Origin of the sequence: Yoonia sp. BS5-3, from assembly GCF_038069655.2 — a bacterium.
GTDB lineage: Bacteria > Pseudomonadota > Alphaproteobacteria > Rhodobacterales > Rhodobacteraceae > Yoonia > Yoonia phaeophyticola.
Genome location: NZ_CP150951.2, coordinates 2,262,608 through 2,280,708, shown reverse-complemented (window position 1 = coordinate 2,280,708; position 18,101 = coordinate 2,262,608). Strand labels below are relative to the sequence as shown.

The 18,101-nt window shown below is 56.0% G+C and carries 19 protein-coding genes and 1 tRNA gene; 4 read left to right on the top strand and 16 right to left on the bottom strand.

All coding sequences use genetic code 11. From position 1 onward, the window contains the following. Positions 1–87: 87 nt before the first annotated feature. Genes AABB29_RS11505 through AABB29_RS11475 form a run of 7 tightly spaced genes read right to left on the bottom strand, consistent with a single transcriptional unit; the run spans position 88 to position 5,788 of the window. Complete coding sequence (locus tag AABB29_RS11505; RefSeq protein ID WP_341366772.1) at positions 88–885, bottom strand: substrate-binding domain-containing protein; 798 nt, start codon at positions 883–885, stop codon at positions 88–90. Then, on the bottom strand, positions 882–1,598 hold the full coding sequence (locus AABB29_RS11500) for an ATP-binding cassette domain-containing protein (RefSeq protein WP_341366773.1): 717 nt from the start codon (positions 1,596–1,598) through the stop codon (positions 882–884). The genes AABB29_RS11505 and AABB29_RS11500 overlap by 4 nt, the downstream gene beginning before the upstream one ends. Beyond that, positions 1,592–2,296 carry an ABC transporter permease gene (locus tag AABB29_RS11495; RefSeq protein WP_341366774.1) on the bottom strand — a complete coding sequence of 235 codons (705 nt, stop codon included), beginning with the start codon at positions 2,294–2,296 and terminating at the stop codon, positions 1,592–1,594. The genes AABB29_RS11500 and AABB29_RS11495 overlap by 7 nt, the downstream gene beginning before the upstream one ends. Positions 2,297–2,344: 48 nt before the next feature. Continuing rightward, on the bottom strand, positions 2,345–3,199 hold the full coding sequence (locus tag AABB29_RS11490; protein WP_341366775.1) for a metal ABC transporter permease: 855 nt from the start codon (positions 3,197–3,199) through the stop codon (positions 2,345–2,347). Continuing rightward, positions 3,196–4,053, bottom strand: coding sequence for a metal ABC transporter permease (locus tag AABB29_RS11485; RefSeq protein WP_341366776.1), 858 nt, complete (start codon positions 4,051–4,053; stop codon positions 3,196–3,198). The genes AABB29_RS11490 and AABB29_RS11485 overlap by 4 nt, the downstream gene beginning before the upstream one ends. Next, positions 4,050–4,892 carry a manganese/iron ABC transporter ATP-binding protein gene (locus tag AABB29_RS11480; protein WP_373636510.1) on the bottom strand — a complete coding sequence of 281 codons (843 nt, stop codon included), beginning with the start codon at positions 4,890–4,892 and terminating at the stop codon, positions 4,050–4,052. Before AABB29_RS11480 ends, AABB29_RS11485 begins: the two co-directional genes overlap by 4 nt. Before the next feature lie 5 nt (positions 4,893–4,897). Beyond that, positions 4,898–5,788 (bottom strand): metal ABC transporter substrate-binding protein, encoded by an 891-nt coding sequence (locus AABB29_RS11475; protein ID WP_341369100.1) that lies wholly within the window; start codon positions 5,786–5,788, stop codon positions 4,898–4,900. 181 nt (positions 5,789–5,969) lie between these two features. Between AABB29_RS11475 and AABB29_RS11470 the strand changes: the two genes are divergently transcribed. Then, the gene (locus AABB29_RS11470) at positions 5,970–6,257 is read left to right on the top strand and encodes a DUF1330 domain-containing protein (RefSeq protein ID WP_341366778.1); all 288 of its coding nucleotides are present in this window, start codon (positions 5,970–5,972) and stop codon (positions 6,255–6,257) included. Here AABB29_RS11470 and AABB29_RS11465 read toward each other — a convergent pair. The 7 genes from AABB29_RS11465 to AABB29_RS11435 are packed head-to-tail and all read right to left on the bottom strand — an operon-like array spanning position 6,254 to position 12,674. Next, the gene (locus AABB29_RS11465) at positions 6,254–7,183 is read right to left on the bottom strand and encodes an AEC family transporter (protein WP_341366779.1); all 930 of its coding nucleotides are present in this window, start codon (positions 7,181–7,183) and stop codon (positions 6,254–6,256) included. The two genes, AABB29_RS11470 and AABB29_RS11465, sit on opposite strands and share 4 nt — an antisense overlap. Next, positions 7,180–7,983 carry an MBL fold metallo-hydrolase gene (locus tag AABB29_RS11460; RefSeq protein ID WP_341366780.1) on the bottom strand — a complete coding sequence of 268 codons (804 nt, stop codon included), beginning with the start codon at positions 7,981–7,983 and terminating at the stop codon, positions 7,180–7,182. Before AABB29_RS11460 ends, AABB29_RS11465 begins: the two co-directional genes overlap by 4 nt. Continuing rightward, the gene (locus AABB29_RS11455) at positions 7,980–8,768 is read right to left on the bottom strand and encodes a TatD family hydrolase (protein ID WP_341366781.1); all 789 of its coding nucleotides are present in this window, start codon (positions 8,766–8,768) and stop codon (positions 7,980–7,982) included. The genes AABB29_RS11460 and AABB29_RS11455 overlap by 4 nt, the downstream gene beginning before the upstream one ends. Before the next feature lie 11 nt (positions 8,769–8,779). Continuing rightward, on the bottom strand, positions 8,780–9,886 hold the full coding sequence (locus tag AABB29_RS11450) for a DNA polymerase III subunit delta' (RefSeq protein ID WP_341366782.1): 1,107 nt from the start codon (positions 9,884–9,886) through the stop codon (positions 8,780–8,782). After that, positions 9,883–10,491, bottom strand: coding sequence for a dTMP kinase (gene tmk / locus AABB29_RS11445; RefSeq protein ID WP_341366783.1), 609 nt, complete (start codon positions 10,489–10,491; stop codon positions 9,883–9,885). The genes AABB29_RS11450 and tmk overlap by 4 nt, the downstream gene beginning before the upstream one ends. After that, positions 10,488–11,666 carry a D-alanyl-D-alanine carboxypeptidase family protein gene (locus AABB29_RS11440; protein WP_341366784.1) on the bottom strand — a complete coding sequence of 393 codons (1,179 nt, stop codon included), beginning with the start codon at positions 11,664–11,666 and terminating at the stop codon, positions 10,488–10,490. The genes tmk and AABB29_RS11440 overlap by 4 nt, the downstream gene beginning before the upstream one ends. Before the next feature lie 6 nt (positions 11,667–11,672). Then, positions 11,673–12,674: an SPOR domain-containing protein gene (locus tag AABB29_RS11435; protein WP_341366785.1), complete on the bottom strand. Its 1,002-nt coding sequence runs from the start codon at positions 12,672–12,674 to the stop codon at positions 11,673–11,675. Between the two features lie 244 nt (positions 12,675–12,918). On the opposite strand from AABB29_RS11435, the gene AABB29_RS11430 reads away from it, so the two are divergent. Continuing rightward, positions 12,919–13,008, top strand: a tRNA-Ser gene (locus AABB29_RS11430). A 287-nt stretch (positions 13,009–13,295) separates the two neighbouring features. On the opposite strand, the gene AABB29_RS11425 is transcribed toward AABB29_RS11430, so the two are convergent. Beyond that, positions 13,296–14,030: a hypothetical protein gene (locus AABB29_RS11425; RefSeq protein WP_341366786.1), complete on the bottom strand. Its 735-nt coding sequence runs from the start codon at positions 14,028–14,030 to the stop codon at positions 13,296–13,298. A 92-nt stretch (positions 14,031–14,122) separates the two neighbouring features. Beyond that, positions 14,123–14,461: a recombinase family protein gene (locus tag AABB29_RS11420; RefSeq protein ID WP_341366787.1), complete on the bottom strand. Its 339-nt coding sequence runs from the start codon at positions 14,459–14,461 to the stop codon at positions 14,123–14,125. 1,139 nt (positions 14,462–15,600) lie between these two features. On the opposite strand from AABB29_RS11420, the gene AABB29_RS11415 reads away from it, so the two are divergent. Further along, positions 15,601–16,614 carry an Ig-like domain-containing protein gene (locus AABB29_RS11415; protein ID WP_341366788.1) on the top strand — a complete coding sequence of 338 codons (1,014 nt, stop codon included), beginning with the start codon at positions 15,601–15,603 and terminating at the stop codon, positions 16,612–16,614. 43 nt (positions 16,615–16,657) lie between these two features. After that, positions 16,658–18,009, top strand: a protein-coding gene (locus tag AABB29_RS11410) for an IS3 family transposase (RefSeq protein ID WP_341365916.1) whose coding sequence is annotated in 2 segments (ribosomal slippage) — positions 16,658–16,994 and positions 16,994–18,009 — 1,353 coding nt in all. Because the reading frame shifts where the segments join, the coding sequence is not laid out codon by codon here. Positions 18,010–18,101 lie beyond the last annotated feature (92 nt).

Here is an 18,101-nt window from a genome sequence, read left to right as displayed (position 1 = left end):
TCTGCAGGACTGTTAGACAAATTGCTTTAACACGGACTTAAATCCTGTCCTGCGAGCAGGAAATCTCGTTCCCTGGTGAAGAACAGGTTAATTCGCCCGCACCGCGTTAAAGGTAAAAAGCTGTTCTTGCCCGATCCGGTAGCCATCGATCAGCCGCTGCGCCTGCACCGATGTGAGCCACGCTTCGAGCCGCTGCGCCTGATCGGCTTTTACATGCGGGTGCTGTTCCTGGCTGATAGGGATAAAGGCATATTGGTTAAACAGCGCCGGATCGCCCGAAAAGAGCAGGCGCAACCCCGCTTGATTTCCAAAGTTTAGCCAGCTCGCCCGGTCCGTTAGAATGTAGGCGTCGAGCCCCGATGCTGTGTTCAGCGCGGCGCCCATACCAGCCCCAACCGACCGGTACCAGTCGCCAACAGGATCAAGCCCGGCAGCAGCCCATAACGCGCGTTCCTTGTTATGCGTACCGCTTTGATCACCCCGACTGACAAAAGCGCGCTGCGTTTCGGCGATCCGCCTTAGGGCCTGTGCCGCCGTATCGGCATTACCAATATTGGCTGGATCGTCGGCGGGGCCTACAAGAACAAAGTCGTTATACATAATCTCGCGCCGGTGACTGCCATGACCGTTCACGACAAACGCCTCTTCGGCCGCGCGCGAATGAACCAAGATCGCATCGACATCCCCAGCCGCCCCCAATCGCATGGCCTGCCCTGTTCCGACGACAAGCAATTGCACGGTCAGGCCCGTGTCAGCCTTGATCGCGGGCAAGAGCACATCTGCCAGACCTGAGTTCTGGAACGACGTTGTTACGGCAAGCCGCAATTGATCGGCACTGGCGCTGCTGATCCAAAATGCCAAAAAGGTGACAAACCAACGGATCATTCGACGATATCCCCGTTCAAAAGCGCCGCTGCCTCTGCCGTTGTGGGCTGCGCGAAAAAGCTGTCTGCATCGCCTGTTTCAATGATTTTGCCATGCATCAAAAACACCACATCCGTCGCAAGCCGCCGCGCTTGCCCGATATCGTGCGTCGCCATGAGAATACGGGTGCCTTTGGTTTGAACCTGATGCAAGATCGCCTCAATCTCGCGGGTGGCGCGCCCGTCAAGGTTGGCGCAAGGCTCGTCCAGAAACAGAATTTGCGGATCGCTGATCAATGCCCGCCCAAGCGCCAGTTTTTGCTTTTCGCCACCCGACAGTTGTGGTGCAGGCTGATCAAGCGCAGCGGTCAACCCGATCCGGGCCGCCCAGTTGCCGACAGCCGCTGTGATTTGGTCTTGCGCAACCCCGCGCAGTTGCAGCGGATAGCTGAGGTTTTCACGCACGCTGCGCCGCATCATGATGGGTGCCTGAAAAACAAAGGCCTGGGCCAATTGCGCCTTTTGGACAGATGTTTGCCAGTTGATCTGCCCCTCGGATAGCCGATCAAGCCCATGCAAGGCCCGCAGCAGCGTTGTTTTGCCGGACCCGTTTGGCCCCAAAATGATCGTCAGACCCGTTTGCGCAACTGTCAGGCTGGCGGGTCCCAAAAGCGTCTTCCCCCGCCGTTTGACCACGGCGTCTTGCATTTTCAGGGGCAGGATCGCGTCTACCATTTGCCCTCTCGCTCTGTTTTGCTGATCGTGTGGATCATCAGGTTGACCGCAACCGCAAGCCCGATCAGCACAAACCCAAGCCCGAGGGCCAGCGCAAAATCCCCCTTGCCGGTTTCCAATGCAATGGCCGTGGTCAGCACCCGGGTTGCGTTATCGATGTTTCCGCCAACGATCATGATCGCACCGACCTCACCAATGGCCCGTCCAAAGCCGGCCAGCGACGCCGTGATCAGCGCCCGCCGTCCATCCCAGAGCAATGTTTTGATCCGCTGCCATTTGGTCGTGGACAGTGACAGCAGTAGGTCATGATACTCGGCCCAAAGATCCCGGATCGCCTGATGCGCTATGGATGCGATCAATGGTGTGATGATGATCACCTGCGCGATGATCATCGCTGTGGGGGTAAAAAGCAGCCCCAACACGCCAAATGGGCCGCTACGCGACAAAAGAAGATAGACAATCAGCCCAACGACAACCGGTGGCAGCCCCATCAGTGCATTGAGCACCGCTATTGTCGCGCGCCTATGTCGAAACCGCTGGACCGCCAGCCACGCCCCAAAAGGCAACCCGATGAGCGAGGCAATCAAGACGGCAGTAAGTGTCACGTGAAGCGAGCGCAGCGTAATCTGCAGCAGGTCAGCATCAAGCGTGATCAGTAGCCAAAACCCCGCTAAAAGCCCCTCCCAGATATCACCCATTGCAGATTGCCTATCACCATCGTCCGGGCGCAGGGTTTCATGGCCTCACTAGCTGTTCAATGGCAAATCCGTCAGCTGCATGCTTAGTTTGCGACGCCGCCGGCCCGCGCGAATGAATGCGACGATAAAGAAGCCCGTCATCACCAGGATGACTGTTGGTGCCGGGGCGCTGTTGAGGAAAAAGCTAAGGTAGACCCCGAGAAACCCGGACAGCAATGTCACACCAACCGCCAAGAGAAGCATCTGCGAAAAACGCTTGGTCAGCAAAAAGGCAATCGCCCCCGGTCCGATCAACAGCCCGATCGACAAGATGATCCCCACCGCTGAAAGCGTCGCCACAATCGTCAGTGAGATCATCGACAAAAGCCCGTAGTGTAGCCACCCAACCCGCAGCCCAACCGCGCGTGCTTGTACCGGGTCGAATGTATGCAGCAGAAACTCGTGCTGTTTAAGCAAAATCACCGACGCCACAACCGCCGCTGTGATCCCTGCGATCCACAGATCATCTGCCGCGACGCCCAGCATGTTTCCGAACAAAACATGGTCCAAATGCACATCGGTGGTGATCTTGGTGTAAAGAACCAACCCAACCCCGAACATGCCCGAAAACACGATCCCCATAATCGTATCTTCTTTCACCCGGCTATTCTGGGCCAGAAACCCTGTTGCAAGCGCGCAGACCATACCGGCACAAAATGCGCCGATCATCAGCGGAATATTCAGTATATACGCCACCACGATCCCCGGCAGCACGGCATGGCTGATCGCATCGCCCATCAGCGACCACCCCTTCAGCACAAGATAACAGGACAGCAGGCTTGTCGGCACGGCGATGATCGCCATGATCAAGAAGGCCTTGTTCATGAACGGATACTGGAAAGGGAGCAAAACTGTTTCGATCATGCGGACCTCAGCGCGGCGCGGGCCCGTTTGCGGGCGGCAAAATAACCATGTTTGGGCGCCAGAAAAAACGCCACAAGAAAGATCAGCGTTTGCAGCGTGATGATGACCCCACCGGTCGCCCCATCAAGAAAATAGCTGATATAGGCCCCGACAAAGCTGGTACATGCCCCGATGCTGACGCTGATAACCAAAAGCCGCGGGAACCGATCCGTCAGCAGGTAGGCCGTCGCCCCCGGCGTCACCACCATCGCGATCACCAAAAACGCCCCAACGGTCTGCAGGGCCGCAACGCAAGAGGCCGACAGAAGCATGAAAAACACCACGCGCAGCAAATCAGGGCGCAGCCCGATGGACCTGGCATGGTTTTCGTCAAAGAACGCCACCATCAAGTCTTTCCATTTGGCCAAAAGCACGGCCAGCGTCACAAAACCGATAATCGCCAATTGCACCGTATCCGCTGGCGTGATGGCCAGAATATTCCCCAAAGTGATCGTCTGCACACTGACCGAGGTGGGCGAGACTGACACCATGAACAATCCAAGCCCAAAGAAAGAGGTAAAGATCAGCCCGATGATCGTATCCTCTTTCAGGCCTGACCGCTGGTTTAGAAACAACATCGCACCCGCCGCAAGCCCCCCTGCCACGAACGCCCCCAGGGCAAATGGCAGTCCCAACATATAGGCCCCTGCGACCCCAGGAACGATGGAATGGCTTAGCGCGTCACCGATCAGCGACCAACCTTTTAGCATCAGATAAGCTGACAAAAATGCGCAAACCCCGCCGACAAGCGCGCTGACCCACATCGCGTTGAACATGTAGCTATAGCCAAAGGGCTCTAGCAAGGTCCCGATCATTGGCGCGCCTCACTGTCATCCGGCCCGTAAACGATGAACGGACGTTCATCATCGGTAATGACCCTGACCTGCCTGCTATCATCATCATCATGCAAATCCGATCCGCCCAGCACAAAGTGCCGCAAGACCCCGCCAAATGCTTTTTCCAGGTTTTCCCGGGTAAAGATTTCCTCGGTCAGCCCATGGGCCAAGACGGTTTGTTTGACCAGCACAGTCCGATCACAAAACTCTGGCACTGAGCCAAGGTTGTGGGTCGAGACAAGGATCACCCGCCCCTCATCACGCAAAGCGCGCAACAGCGCGATGATCGCGTCTTCGGTTTGTACATCTACGCCCGTAAACGGCTCATCAAGCAGGATCACCCGCCCCTCTTGCGCCAAAGCGCGCGCAAGAAAGACGCGTTTGCGCTGCCCGCCTGATAATTCGCCAATTTGCCGATGCCGGAAATCGGTCATGTTCACGCGGGCCAAGGCCTCGGCCACGGCGTCATGATCTGCTTGCTTTGGCCGACGCAGAAAACCCATATGCCCGTAGCGACCCATCATCACTACGTCCTCGACCAGCACAGGAAAGTTCCAATCGACCTCTTCGGATTGCGGAACATAGGCGACGATATTGCGGCGCAGCGCCTCGCGCACGGGCATACCCAAGACGGTGATGTCACCCTTTGCGGCGGGTACAAATCCCATTATTGCCTTAAACAGCGTGGACTTTCCTGCACCATTGACCCCAACCAGTGCGGTAATCGTACCGGTTGGGATTTCAAAGCTTGCATCATGTAATGCGGTGTGACCATTGCGATAGGTCACCGTTACATCGCGCGACAAGATGCCGGACATTTGGTTCATTCGGCAAGGCCCGCTGCAACGGTTTCGGTCGTTACACGCAACAGGTCCAGATAGGTCGGAACCGGTCCATCCGCTTCGGTCAGGCTGTCCACATAAAGGACGCCGCCATAAGCTGCACCGGTTTCGCGGGCCACCTGTTCAGCCGGGGCCTGAGAGACAGTGCTTTCACAAAAGACGGTCGGGATATCCTCGGCCCGGACAGTGTCAATCACGCGGCGCACCTGTTGCGGCGTCCCTTGCGCATCGGCGTTGATGGGCCACAGATACAGCTCTTGCAGACCAAAATCACGCGCCAGATAGCTGAATGCGCCTTCGCAGGACACCAACCAGCGCCGTTCCTCGGGCAAGTTCGTGATCTCTTCGCGCAGCGGGCCAATCGCGGCTGAGATCTCGGCCTTATAGCTTTCGGCATTGGCCGCATAGGTTTCGGCATTCTCCGGGTCATGCTCCATAAAAGCGTCGCGAATGTTGTCGACATAGATCAGCGCGCTTTCGAGGCTCATCCACGCATGCGGGTTTGGTTTTCCTTCATACTCGCCCGACGCAATGCTCATCGGCGTGATGCCATCTGTCAGCGTGACGCTTGGCACGTCAGAAAGGTTTGCAAAGAACTGCTCAAACCACAGTTCCAGGTTCAGACCGTTCCACAAAATCAGATCCGCGTCCTGTGCGCGGATGATATCGCGCGGCGTTGGCTGGTAGCCGTGAATTTCTGCGCCCGCCCTTGTGATACTTTCAACGATGGCCGCGTCCCCAGCGACGTTTTGCGCCATATCTGCGATCACGGTGAATGTCGTGACTGCTTTGAACTGATCATCTTGTGCCCAAGCCGGACCTGCCAGTGCTAATACAGAAACCAGCCCCCAAAGGCTTTTCATCATTCGCATCATGCGCTCCTTGTTTGTGGGTATCGATGTTATTGATGCATTGTTATGAGAATAATTCGCAACTGTAAATGGGAATGCGAACCATTCGCAAAAAGAAATAGCAAACCGCCTAAGGACTTGCGGTGAAGCGGATTTCAGCAGAAGCTTCTACGCAGTAGCAACCAAAACCAGCGAGAATAGCATGCCCAAAGGCTATATTATCGGCCACGTTACCGTGAACGACCCAGAAGCCTACCAAGAATACATCATCCGCGATACGCCTATGATTGAGGCCCATGGCGGCCGTCCAATCGTCCGGGGCGGGCCGGCTGAAAACGCTGAAGGTCCGGAATTTTCACGCCATGTTATTTTCGAATTTCCCGACTTCGAAAGCGCCAAGGCCCTCTATTATTCCCCCGAATATCAAGAGGTCGCGCGTATCCGCCGCGAGAATGCGACCAGCATGATCGTTTTGGTCGAAGGCGTCTAAGGGAGGACCGCCAGCCAGCACCACACCGTGAGAATCGAAAGCCCGGTGCCAAACAGAACAGATGACGCCGCCACCCGCTTTGCGGCGCCATACATATTAGCAAAGACATAAGCATTGATCCCGGGTGCCACAGCAGCAGTCAAAACCGCCGACCGGATGGCCGCATCGGATAGATCATTCACATGCCCCAGCCCAAAGGCGATGGCCGGGTGCAGCCCAAGCGAGATTGCGACGACAAACAGGATCGTCCGCATGTCCCCTTCGGGCCGATACCGGTACAGCACACCGCCCAAGCCAAATAGCGCCGTGGGCAGCGCCGCACGCGAAATGAGATCAAGTGCTTCGGTCAATGCACCCGGCACCGGGATGCCGCCAAGGTTCACCACAAAGCCCAGACCGATCCCTACGATCAAAGCATTCTTAAAGATAGCCTTTAAAACCTTGCCCGGCAGCGCTGCGATCCGCCCGCCCCGATTACGCGCGATTTCCATCGCTGTGATGGCAATCCCAAACCCAAAGGGCGAGTGGATCGCAATAATGGCGTAGTTTGCTTCAAGCGCCGATGCGCCATAGGCCCGTTCAGTGATCGGCAAGCCCAATAGCAACGAATTCGAGAACATGCAGCAAAACGCAATGGCAACGCTGTCCTCCCAGCCCCGCCGAAACAGGTAGCGCGCACCAAAAAGCCCCGCCAGGAACCCCGCAAAAGCCCCCGCATAAAAGCTGCCAAGCAATGCAAGATCAAAGCTTTGGCTCAGATCAAGCGTGGAAATCGCCCTGAATAGCAGGCAAGGGATCGCGAAGGCCTGGGCAAAGCGCATCAGCCCATCCACAACCGAATCCGCGAAATAGCCCTGCCAAACGGCGACATAGCCAAAACCGATCACCAGGAAGACGGGCAGAATAACTTCGATCAGAGCTGTCATTTTGCTGGAAAGGACAGGGTCATCCCGTCATAGGCTGGCTGCACATATTCCGGCGTTTGCGCCGCGACTTCGGCATAATCGAGATCATTATGCATGTTGGTCAGCACCGCCTGCTTTGGTTTCACCTGCTCGATCCATTCCAGCGTGTTCGCCAAATGCGAATGGGTTGGATGCGGTGCATGGCGCAGCGCATCGACGATCCAGCAATCCAGCCCTTGCAGATGCCCCCAGCTTTGTTGGGGGATGGCTGACACGTCAGGCAGATAAGCGACATCCCCGACCCGAAAGCCCAGCGCCGTGATAGCACCATGTTCGACCTCAAACGGTGTCAACGTAATTGCCCCGCCTGCCCCATCGACCAAGACATCCCCATCGATCCGGTTCAAGTCGCAGATCGGTGGGTAGGATGAGCCTTCGGGCTGTACAAACGCATAGCCAAACCGATCCAGCAGGTCATGGCTGGTGGGTTCATCGGCCCAAACAGCAAGCCGCGTGCGCGTGTTGAACACGATCATCCGCAGATCATCAATGCCATGCATATGATCTGCGTGGGCATGTGTATAGACAACAGCATCAAGGGCCCCGACCCCCGCATCCAAAAGCTGGCTGCGCATATCCGGGCCAGTATCGATAAGCACCTGTGTCACCCCTGCCCCGCTTCGCCGCGTCACAAGCAGTGAACAACGGCGGCGGATGTTCTTTGGGTTGTTTGGATCACATGCCCCCCAAAGCCCGCCAAGGCGCGGCACCCCGCCCGATGAGCCGCAGCCCAAAATTGTGAATTCGAGCGTATCCGTCATAGGGCCGCCTTCCAGAACAGCCGGTCGAAATTGGCGGTCGTCTGTGCGGCGAAATCGGCATAGCTCATCTGGAATACCTCAGCGCCAACCTTGGCGGTATGGGCGGTGAATGCAGGCTCGTTCCGTTTGCCCCGATGAGGCGGCGGCGCCAAGTATGGGCTGTCGGTTTCAACCAAAATGCGATCAACGGGGGCCTGGGCGAAGATATCGCGCAGCTCTTGCGATTTGGGGAAGGCTGCAATGCCAGACATGGACAGATAAAACCCAAGATCCAGGGCCGCATGCGCCAAAGCCGCAGAGCTGGAAAAGCAATGCATGACACAAGAATAGGCGCCGTTTTGGTATTCTTCGCGTAGGATCTGCGCCATGTCATCATCGGCGGCGCGGGCATGAATGATCAGCGGTAATTTGGTGTCGCGGGCGGCCGCGATATGAATACGCAGTGACGCCTTTTGAATATCCGCCGTGTCGGCAGTGTAATGATAGTCGAGCCCGGTTTCCCCAATCCCGACAAACTTAGGATGCTGGCTAAGTGTTAGCAATTCATCAACGCTTGTCAGAGGCTCATCTGCCGCGCTCATCGGGTGGGTGCCTGCGGCGTAAAAGACTGGTGCATGTGCTTCAGCAATGGCGCGCACCTGCGGCTCAAGCCGCAATTTGGTACAGATCGTCACCATCCGAGCCACCCCTGCATCAAGGGCACGTTCAATGACGGCGGGACGCTCATCATCGAAATCCGGGAAATCCAGATGGCAATGACTGTCAACAATGGTCGCTTGGGTCATAAAGGCCGCTTTCAGGCTGCGGCGACACCTTGCGCCGTCTCTTCGATCTTAAAGATCATATCAAGGATCAATGCCGCAGGGTCAAGGTTGACCGCACGCCCATGCCGCGACCGGTTCGACAAATCTTGTTGCAACTGCGCCCAGCGCCGCGCCGCCCTGTCATCTGGCGCAATCCGGGCCAAAAGCCGTGCCTCACCCGGGCAGGCCTGAACCGCAGGTGCGCCCAGCAGACCAGCACGCGCAGCACGCGATAAAAACAGATCAAGCAAATCCAATGTCAGCCCAAAGCGCGTTTGGGCAGCCTTACCGACACAGCTGTCGGCCAGCCGCAATACCGCAAGCCTGTCGACGCGCGGCAATCCCTCAATCGCCTTGACGATATCAGCGTAAAGCGAAAGCCCATCCTGATGCAGCAGCCGGATTGCATCCCCAGCAGAGCCCCCCGCCAGCACTGCCAGGCTTTCGCTGTTTTGGTCAGGAAAGCCGGCCTGGTCCAGCGCCTGCCCCAACATATCGTCAGACAAGACCTGGCAACGCAATTCGCGGCAGCGCGACCGGATGGTCGGCAACAGCCGCGATGGCTGATGGGCAATCAACAGAATTGTGGTCTGCGCTGGTGGCTCTTCCAGTTCTTTCAAAATGGCGTTGGCCGCGTTGCGGTTCAGTTCATCAGCCGCATCGACGATCACAACCCGCTGCCCGCCATCTGCCGATGACATCTGAAAAAAGGATTTTAGGCGCCGTACCGCGTCAACGGTAATTTCGGACTTAAGCTGTTTGGTTTTTTCATCAATCGGCCGCTTGATCACCGCAAGACGCGGATGCGCGCCCGACTGAATTAATCGCGCATCGGGGTGGTCAGGGTCGACGTCCAATGTAGGATCGCCGAAAAGGCCCGCCGCGGGCGCGGCCAGTAGGAAAGTGGCGATTTTCCAAGCCAGCGTCGCTTTGCCAACCCCGCGCGGGCCCGTAATCAGCCATCCTGAATGCATCCGCCCCGAGGCATGGGTTTCCAGAAAATCAGCGATCGCCCGATCCTGTCCAAATAGCTTGGCCGTCTCGCGCGGATGCGGTGCGCCCTCAATCCGGTCGGGTTCGGGAAGTGCATCATCGCTCATGCGTAAGCCGCAATCTCGCTTGCGATTTGATCAACGGGACGGTTCCCATCGATTAAGACGCAGCGATTTGGATGGGCCTTGGCCAAGGCCAGAAACCCATGCCGCAGCGTTTCTTGGAATGCCAAGCCGAAGTCTTCAAACCGGTCTTCACCTGAATTGCGTGCCAAGCCGCGTTCAAGCGCTGTGGCCGGATCCATATCAATGATGAAAGTCAGATCAGGCTCCCGGCCAATCATCAGCGTATGCAGCCGGTCGACCATGGCGCGCAGATCGCCCCGGGTCGCGCCCTGATAGACCCGTGTACTGTCGGCAAACCGATCCGAGATCACTGTTTTCCCGGCTTTCAGCGCCGGTTCAATCGTCTTTTCCAGATGGTCACGGCGTGCGGCCGTGAACAGCAAAATCTCGGTTTCGGCGGACCAGCGATCTGGATCGCCTGTGAGGACAAGCTGGCGTATTTCTTCTGCGCCCGAGCTACCGCCAGGTTCACGTGTCAGAATGACATCCGCGCCCCGCCCGCCTAAAGCCTCAGCAAAACGGCGCGCTTGCGTAGATTTTCCGGACCCATCAATGCCTTCAAAAGTGATGAAACGGGCCGTGCTCATGCCCCTTCGGCGGCAGGTTCCGCAGCTGGGTCAAAACGGTTCCAAAGCACCAGTGCGGCAGTCCGCAAACGTGTCGTGAACCCACCACGCGCAACAGCGCTTTCGGCCACCAATGGAATGCGTTTTTCGGGTAGCCCTTCAAGCTGGACGACAAGTTCGCCCACTTGATCACCGGCCGCAATGGGTGCTTCGATGGGGCCGGTATAAACGACCTCTGCATCGATGCTGCCTTGGTTCAGAACAGGCACCAACAATGACAGATCCTGTGCAACTGTTAGGCCGACAGCGGGTTCTTGCCCCATCCAGACATCAGCCTGCGCAATCCGTGTGCCTTGGCTAACGATATCCTGCTGCGCAAATTGGCGGAAAGCCCAGTTCACAAGACGTTCGGATTCCTCGGCCCGTGCTGCAGCAGTATCAAGCCCGGTGATCACAAAGATAACCCGGCGGTCCCCTTGCTTGGCGGACCCGACCAAACCGTAACCGGCCTCTTGGGTGTGCCCCGTCTTGAGCCCATCGGCCCCAATACCCAAAGACAGGATCGGGTTGCGATTGCGTGAATTCGAAGGGACCCGCCCATCAAAGGCAAATTCGGTCTCAGCAAAAAGCGGATAGTAGGTTGGGAAATCCGCAATCAGCCGGTTCGCCAGAATGCCAAGGTCCTCCATCGACATCCGATGCCCTGCGGCAGGCCAGCCATTTGAATTCACGAAGGTCGAATTTTCCATGCCCATTTGCTGGGCGCGTTGGGTCATCATGCGGGCAAAGCCAGCCTCAGTGCCGTCTGGTGATAGCGCTTCGGCAAGCACAGCACTGGCATCATTGCCTGACAGCACGATAACGCCGCGCAGCAGATCCTCAACACTGACACGGTCCGTTGTATCGAGAAACATCGACGATCCGCCATAGGCCGCCGCCGCCGTAGAAACAGGCAGCAATTCATCAATGGCCAGACGACCATCAGCGACCGCCTCAAACGCCATATAGAGTGTCATCAGCTTGGACATCGATGCGGGCGGCAACGGAGCCTGCGCATTTTTTTCAAGTAGCACCGTGCCGGTCGTCTGATCATAGACATAAGCCGCTGTCGCACGCGTTTCAAACGCGCCCGCAGCCGCAGCCCAAACCACCGCGACACATGAAAGAACTGCCAGACGCAAAGATGCCGATGTCATCACTGCTTATCCCTCTTCCTCTTCTGCGGTCTCACCGATGGTCACGGCATCAACGAAACCAAGGCCTTGAATGCGGGTCAGCGCCGCATTCAGATCAGCGTCCACGTCAGACTGGGCCGCGACAACACGCCAAACATCATTCCCGCCCGCCTGTTCAACGATGACAGCGGCGGGCAGTCCTGCGCCGCGCAACCGTTCGGCGGCCGCATTGGCATTGGCTTCAACACTGAAGACACCGATTTGGAAATAAGGCGCATCCAAATCCACTTCGCTTGAGCCAGGTTCTGTGACCGGCACGTCAGCTATAATTGCAGACACATCCACCGGGGCGGCTTCGGGCGGCGCTTCACCTGTTTCGTCAGCTGGCAGCGCAACAGCGGCAACCGCCGCCGCACCCACAGCAGCTTCTGCCGTCGCATCGGCGGCATCAATTGCAGCAGCTGCCCCATCGGCAACCGGGTCGAGAGGAGCCGATTCGACGCTGACCGGCGCCGCAAGGGATGCGACAACCGGATTATCCTCTGGTCCCGCTTCTTCCTCAACTTCGACTTCTTCGCGGCGCAGTGCGATGACACTCAGCTCAGTTGGCGCGCCAGCCAACAGGCCCAGCTCTTCGGCGGCATCAGACGATACCTGCAAAAGCGGGCCGGGGTTTTCGCGTTCGCGGCGGAACAGCGCACCCACAACCGACCGGCCATTGGCTGGGTTGCGAATGATCACGCGCTCGGGCTCTGTCACATCAGGATGTGCAACCCAAGCCCCGCCCAGTGACGGGCGCCCATCCCAAAGGCCGCGGTCGGTGATGTCAAAGATATCAGGACGCTCGACGTCATTTCCGGCTGGTGTGGTGATCGTCCGGCGCGTGGACGGCTCGGCGGCAGTCGCCCCATCCCCTGCTGGAAACGCGAATTCGCCATTCTCGTCACATGCGGCAAGGCCGAGACAGCCTAGCAAAGCCAGCGTCCGCGGCATAGAGCCATTCACAAAAGTCATGATGCCTGTCATCATTCGCCCCCTTGAATACACCCTTGTTTTACTGGGTGTTGAGCTGTTTTACAGCCCTGTTTGTCACTACTCTTGTGGATCTTTTAGCCCGTATTTTTGCCCCATCCGGGTTAAATTCCACATGTTTTTCTGAACGATAACGTCGAAAGCCGCGTTTTAAAAGGCTCAAGGCAATTTTGTCGGCGGAATTCCCCAATGCAGGAAGTTGCTTTTCGAATCAGAAAACTGTCGGTAACAGGGCCAAGTCGGAGGAGTGGCAGAGTGGTTGAATGCACCGGTCTTGAAAACCGACGTAGGTGAAAGTCTACCGTGGGTTCGAATCCCACCTCCTCCGCCATCACATCTACCTATGATTAACGGATGTGTTTCGCCGCCCAATAGCCCCGCAGTTTGGAGGGCTTAGCTGTGTATGTTTGCGCCTGAGACGCCCTCGCATCCAACGAGCTTCCGATTTTCACGAATTGTCTATGTTGGCCAAAGGTAGAGGTGCAGTTTGGGGTTTTACAGGGAATTTGATGGTTTTGGTCCCGCGACAGCGCCTATATCAACAATACCGAATGGCTGCCGCCTGAGCCCGTAGCCAGTCAGTTCATCGATAGATGATCGCCCCATACCGCGATTACATCACAACCCTAAGAGCGTTTCCTGCTCCCCCCAGTTCGCTGTGGGTTTGGAGCGTAGGATCCTGGCGAGGGTCAGGTCTTGCGGTTGCGCGCCTGTCAAAATGACCTTTTGGATTTCTGGCGACAAAAAGGCTAGCCGAATACGCTTGCGAATGGGGCCCTCTGAACCGTTTTCATCCTGTGCAATTTGCGAGATGGTTCGCCCTTGCTTCAGTTTGCTCACCCAAACATGCGCTTTGGCTAACGCCATCTGCAGTTTGCGGTCGGGCATTGTCGCGTAGTCACCCGCGATGATCTTCGTTTCCACACCGCGTTTGCGCAATGTCAGGGATGAACAACTCCGCAAAGCGTCGTTACGGATTCGCGTGGGCTCAACATTGAGAGTGCTCGCAAGCATTGCCCGGTCAAGCGTCAAGATGGGCTGGTCTTCAGCACAGGCGCCGCGCTTCAAGACGTCAGCGAAACGTTTCAGTACCGCAGGTTGCGCGGCGTCTTCATAATCAAATGTCTTTGCCACCCGGTCCGGTATCATCTCAACTTCATGAACATCAATTGCATCTATCAATCGCGCGTTCTTGGCACAGTCGCTTAGATGCTTGGCTATGATGCTGCAAATCAGTGGCTCCAATGTCTTTGCCGGCAAACGCCATCCCGTCGGATCTTTCACTTTGATCAACCGGTTTGAGATGTAGTAATGGATCTTCGCTCCGCTCTTCGAGGCGTGAGTTGGCGTCATCAGATCGCCCGTGGGATCGAACAATTTACTCGTCAGCCATCCGGCAGAATTTGACGGCAGCTGGTGCCCACGACGTTTCTGTGAATTGGCCGTTAACTTGGATTGAACGCTCTGCCATGTCTCCCAATTGATGATCGCGTCATGCCGGCCGTCATAAGTCTTATCCTTGTGGCGGATTTTCCGGCGTAGATCGGATTGGTCAGTATCTTGTGGATCGCGCCGAGGCTGAACGGTTTCGCTAGCCAATCGCCCCGCGGTCGCGACAAAATGCCGTGCTCCGCCAAACTTGCCTCGGCCTGCCGCAGACAAGCAAGCTCGAGATACATTGCGAATATCTGTTTGACGGTTTGCACCTCCTTCTCGTCCACCAGCAAACCGCGCACTGTCTTATCCGGATTAACGCGGTATCCCAGCGACACGGCTCCTCCCATCCAGAGGCCCTTGGCCTTTGAAGCCGCGATCTTGTCACGGATCCGCTTCGCGGTAACTTCGCGCTCGAATATTGTTCGATGGCTCGGATTGGCAACGGGTCGTCCCCCGTCACACGCGAAAACCTAGCGTCGTATGAAATCATCACAATTCGAGATACGCGCCGAATACTGTCAATCATTGGGACCCAATGCCGTGCCGCATCTTACCATCCCAGATCTCCCAGAGCCAGTATTCCCGGCGTTACAATTGCTGGCAGTAGACAAGGAACTACCGCTTTAAGAGCTCACCACGCAGCTCATTTGTGATGCCATCGCCGTCAGCAGCTTAATATCCAAAAACGAAATCACCGCCACGCAGTTTCAAGGTAACGCCGACGCGTATTTTAGACTTGCGGAGGATCATCCTATCTTTCTCATTGATGAGTTCGGCGAACGGTTCGCCCTAATTTCTAGAGAAAAATTCGATCGCCTAGTAGCCATAACTAAAATTGAAGCACCGTAGTAGGCTATGACTTCCTGCAGCACAGATAGTCGATTAAACACTCTGATAGGCTGGGGCGTCGCCAAGCCCGGAAGAATGTGAATGATTGCCTTGCCAGACGCTCATGTAGGGCCTTGAGCGATGCTTGACGGTTAAACGTACCCGCTGTGTCCCGCACATTGTTTGGTACATACTCCCAAAGGATTGAGCAGCTCGATCTCATTTGGCTGTGCACACAGTCTTAGTGAGATTGCGTGCACTCTCGAACCGGAGCTTGGCTGAGCAGCGCATCGATGACTGCAATGCGGACAAAGCAGCCGCACAAAATCCGCATTCGAATATCTGCTTCGGGAATTCGGAATGCTGCAGCTTACCTGCAGCGTCAACTATGAGTGTGTTTTCGAAATTTTCCCCGTATCAACCCCTGCAATACGTGCTTATTTGGACAAAAGTGCACCGCGGTTGGTGCGTCATGTATTTACAACGATCTCAACGCCTTAGCAAACGTTGCCTAGAAAAGTTTACGAAATATTAACCTTTGATTGTGCCGAATTAACTAGATGTGTCCTTTGGTTGCTGGAGCGGGTTCAATTCGTGATTTTGGGCGTGTTGACCAAGGAGCAACAAGAATACGTGCAATACGTATAAGGAGGGCAAGATGAGAACTGCTAAGCTCAAGGCGACCGCAGTCGCAAGTTCGTTGGTTGCGGCGATTGTAGGCGTTTGGAGCAGTCCAGTATCTGCTCAGTCTACTCTGCCTACTTTTGACTGTTCGGGACCAGGCGAAATCTACCAGGTTCAGTCCGGCCAGTTGCGCATCTTTGATCCTTTGACCTCATCCTACCAGAACGTTGGATCCAATCAGGGATCTTACAATGCGACCGGGTACAATATCCTTGATGACTATGCCTATGGTTCACAGGGTTCAAACATCATCCGGATCGGATCGGATGGATCAACAGAGGTCGCCTTTAGCGGAATAGCGTTCAGCTATTCTGGTGATGTCGACAATGCTAACAACTATTGGTTGCGGACAAACCATACCACCTATCGGCGGATCGATCTCGCCACAGGTGTCGTCACGAATGTGAGTTTCGCGGGACCCAATGGCGGTCCGGCTGATATTGCGTTTTTGCAGTTTGGTGGCGATGACTATCTGATCGGTTTCTCCAGTTCGACCATGTACCGATACAATATTACCGACAGCACGAAAGAGAATATCCCGATAACGGGTGGCTTGCCGGGCGGCGGTTTTGGCGCGACATGGACCGACTTGAATGGCCGGTTGTTCACCTTCAACAACAACACCGGAGAAATTTGGGAGATCTTTGACTACGATACAGGCAGCCCATTTGCTGAATTTGTCGCGCAAGCCGACGCTTCTGGTAACAACGACGGCTTTTCCTGTCCAATCGCCCCGTTTCCAAATCTGCCGCCATTGGCGTTCGACGATGACTACATCACGCCAGTTAATGTGGATGTCGTCGATAACGTCATTACCAACAATGACAACGGTGTAGATAATGACCCCGAAGGGACAACGATTACGGTCAACACCACACCCGTAACCGGTCCGACAAACGGCACAGTTGTCCTGAATTCGGATGGTTCGTTCACTTACACGCCAAATTGTCTGACGTCAGCGCCTATGGGACAGTTTAGGCCGATTTGATAAGGGAGGGTTTCTGGCACATCGTAACCACCAAGGAGTGGAGATGAGACAGAAACCCGGAACACGTAAGAGCCACGGTGATAAGGTCGTCAAAGACATCCGCCGTGCGACGCGCAAACAGTATTCCGCCGAAGAGAAGATTAGGATCGTGCTGGACGGCCTTAAGGGTGAGGACAGCATTGCCGAGCTTTGCCGTCGAGAGGGCATTGCTCAGAGCCTGTATTATAGCTGGTCCAAAGAGTTCCTTGAAGCGGGCAAGAAGCGTCTGGCTGGCGACACGGCCCGTGCAGCGACGTCGACCGAAGTCAAAGACCTTCGTCGGGAATCCCGTGATTTGAAAGAGGTCGTCGCTGAACAAGCCCTGGAGCTACGGCTGCTCAAAAAAAGCATGCTCGGGGATGGGGAGGACGACGAATGAGGTACCCCGCATCTGAGAAACTGGAGATCATTCGCCTGGTCGAAGGCTCGCATCTCCCGATCAAGCGAACCCTGGACAAGCTGGGGATTCCCAGGACCACCTTCTACCGCTGGTACGACCGGTATATGTCAGGTGGCCCCGAGGCGCTTGACGATCGTAGTCCGATACCGTCACGGGTCTGGAACCGCATTCCCGAGCCCATTCGAGAGAAGATCAGGGACCTGGCTTTGCAGGAAAGCGACCTGTCTCCGCGCGAGTTGGCCGTTCAGTTTACTGATACAGAAAAGTATTTTGTGTCAGAGGCTTCCGTATATCGCATCCTCAAGTCTTATGATCTGATCACCAGCCCGGCCTATGTGGTTCTGTCAGCCGCCGACGAGTTCAAAGAAAAGACAACGCGTCCCAACGAGCTATGGCAAACCGACTTCACATATCTGAAGGTCATCGGATGGGGCTGGTTCTATCTCAGCACTATCCTCGATGATTACAGCCGCTACATCATCGCCTGGAAGCTCTGCACAACGATGAAGGCCGAAGATGTGACCGATACGCTCGACCTCGCGCTGCAGGCTTCGGGCTGCGATCAGGCGACGGTGCTGCACAAGCCGCGCCTGCTCAGTGACAACGGGTCGAGCTACATCTCGGGCGAACTGGCTGATTGGCTGGAAGATCAGAAGATGGATCATGTTCGAGGTGCGCCATATCACCCGCAAACCCAGGGCAAGATCGAAAGGTGGCATCAAACGCTAAAGAACCGCATTCTGCTTGAAAACTACTACCTGCCCGGTGATCTCAGACAACAGATCGATGCCTTTGTCGATCACTACAACCACCGGCGTTATCACGAAGGCCTGCAGAACCTCACGCCTGCCGATGTCTACTTCGGGCGCGGGGAGACTATTTTGAAACAACGAGAAAGGATCAAGCGAAAGACCATCGAAACGCGACGCTTGCTTCACCGCAAATCCGCCGCATAATCACGACAGCCAGATGCGCCAGACCCTCTCTTAGGTTAGGCAGCCATCTGTCCCAAAATCCCTGACGACGGACAGTTTGCAGGCGATCTTTC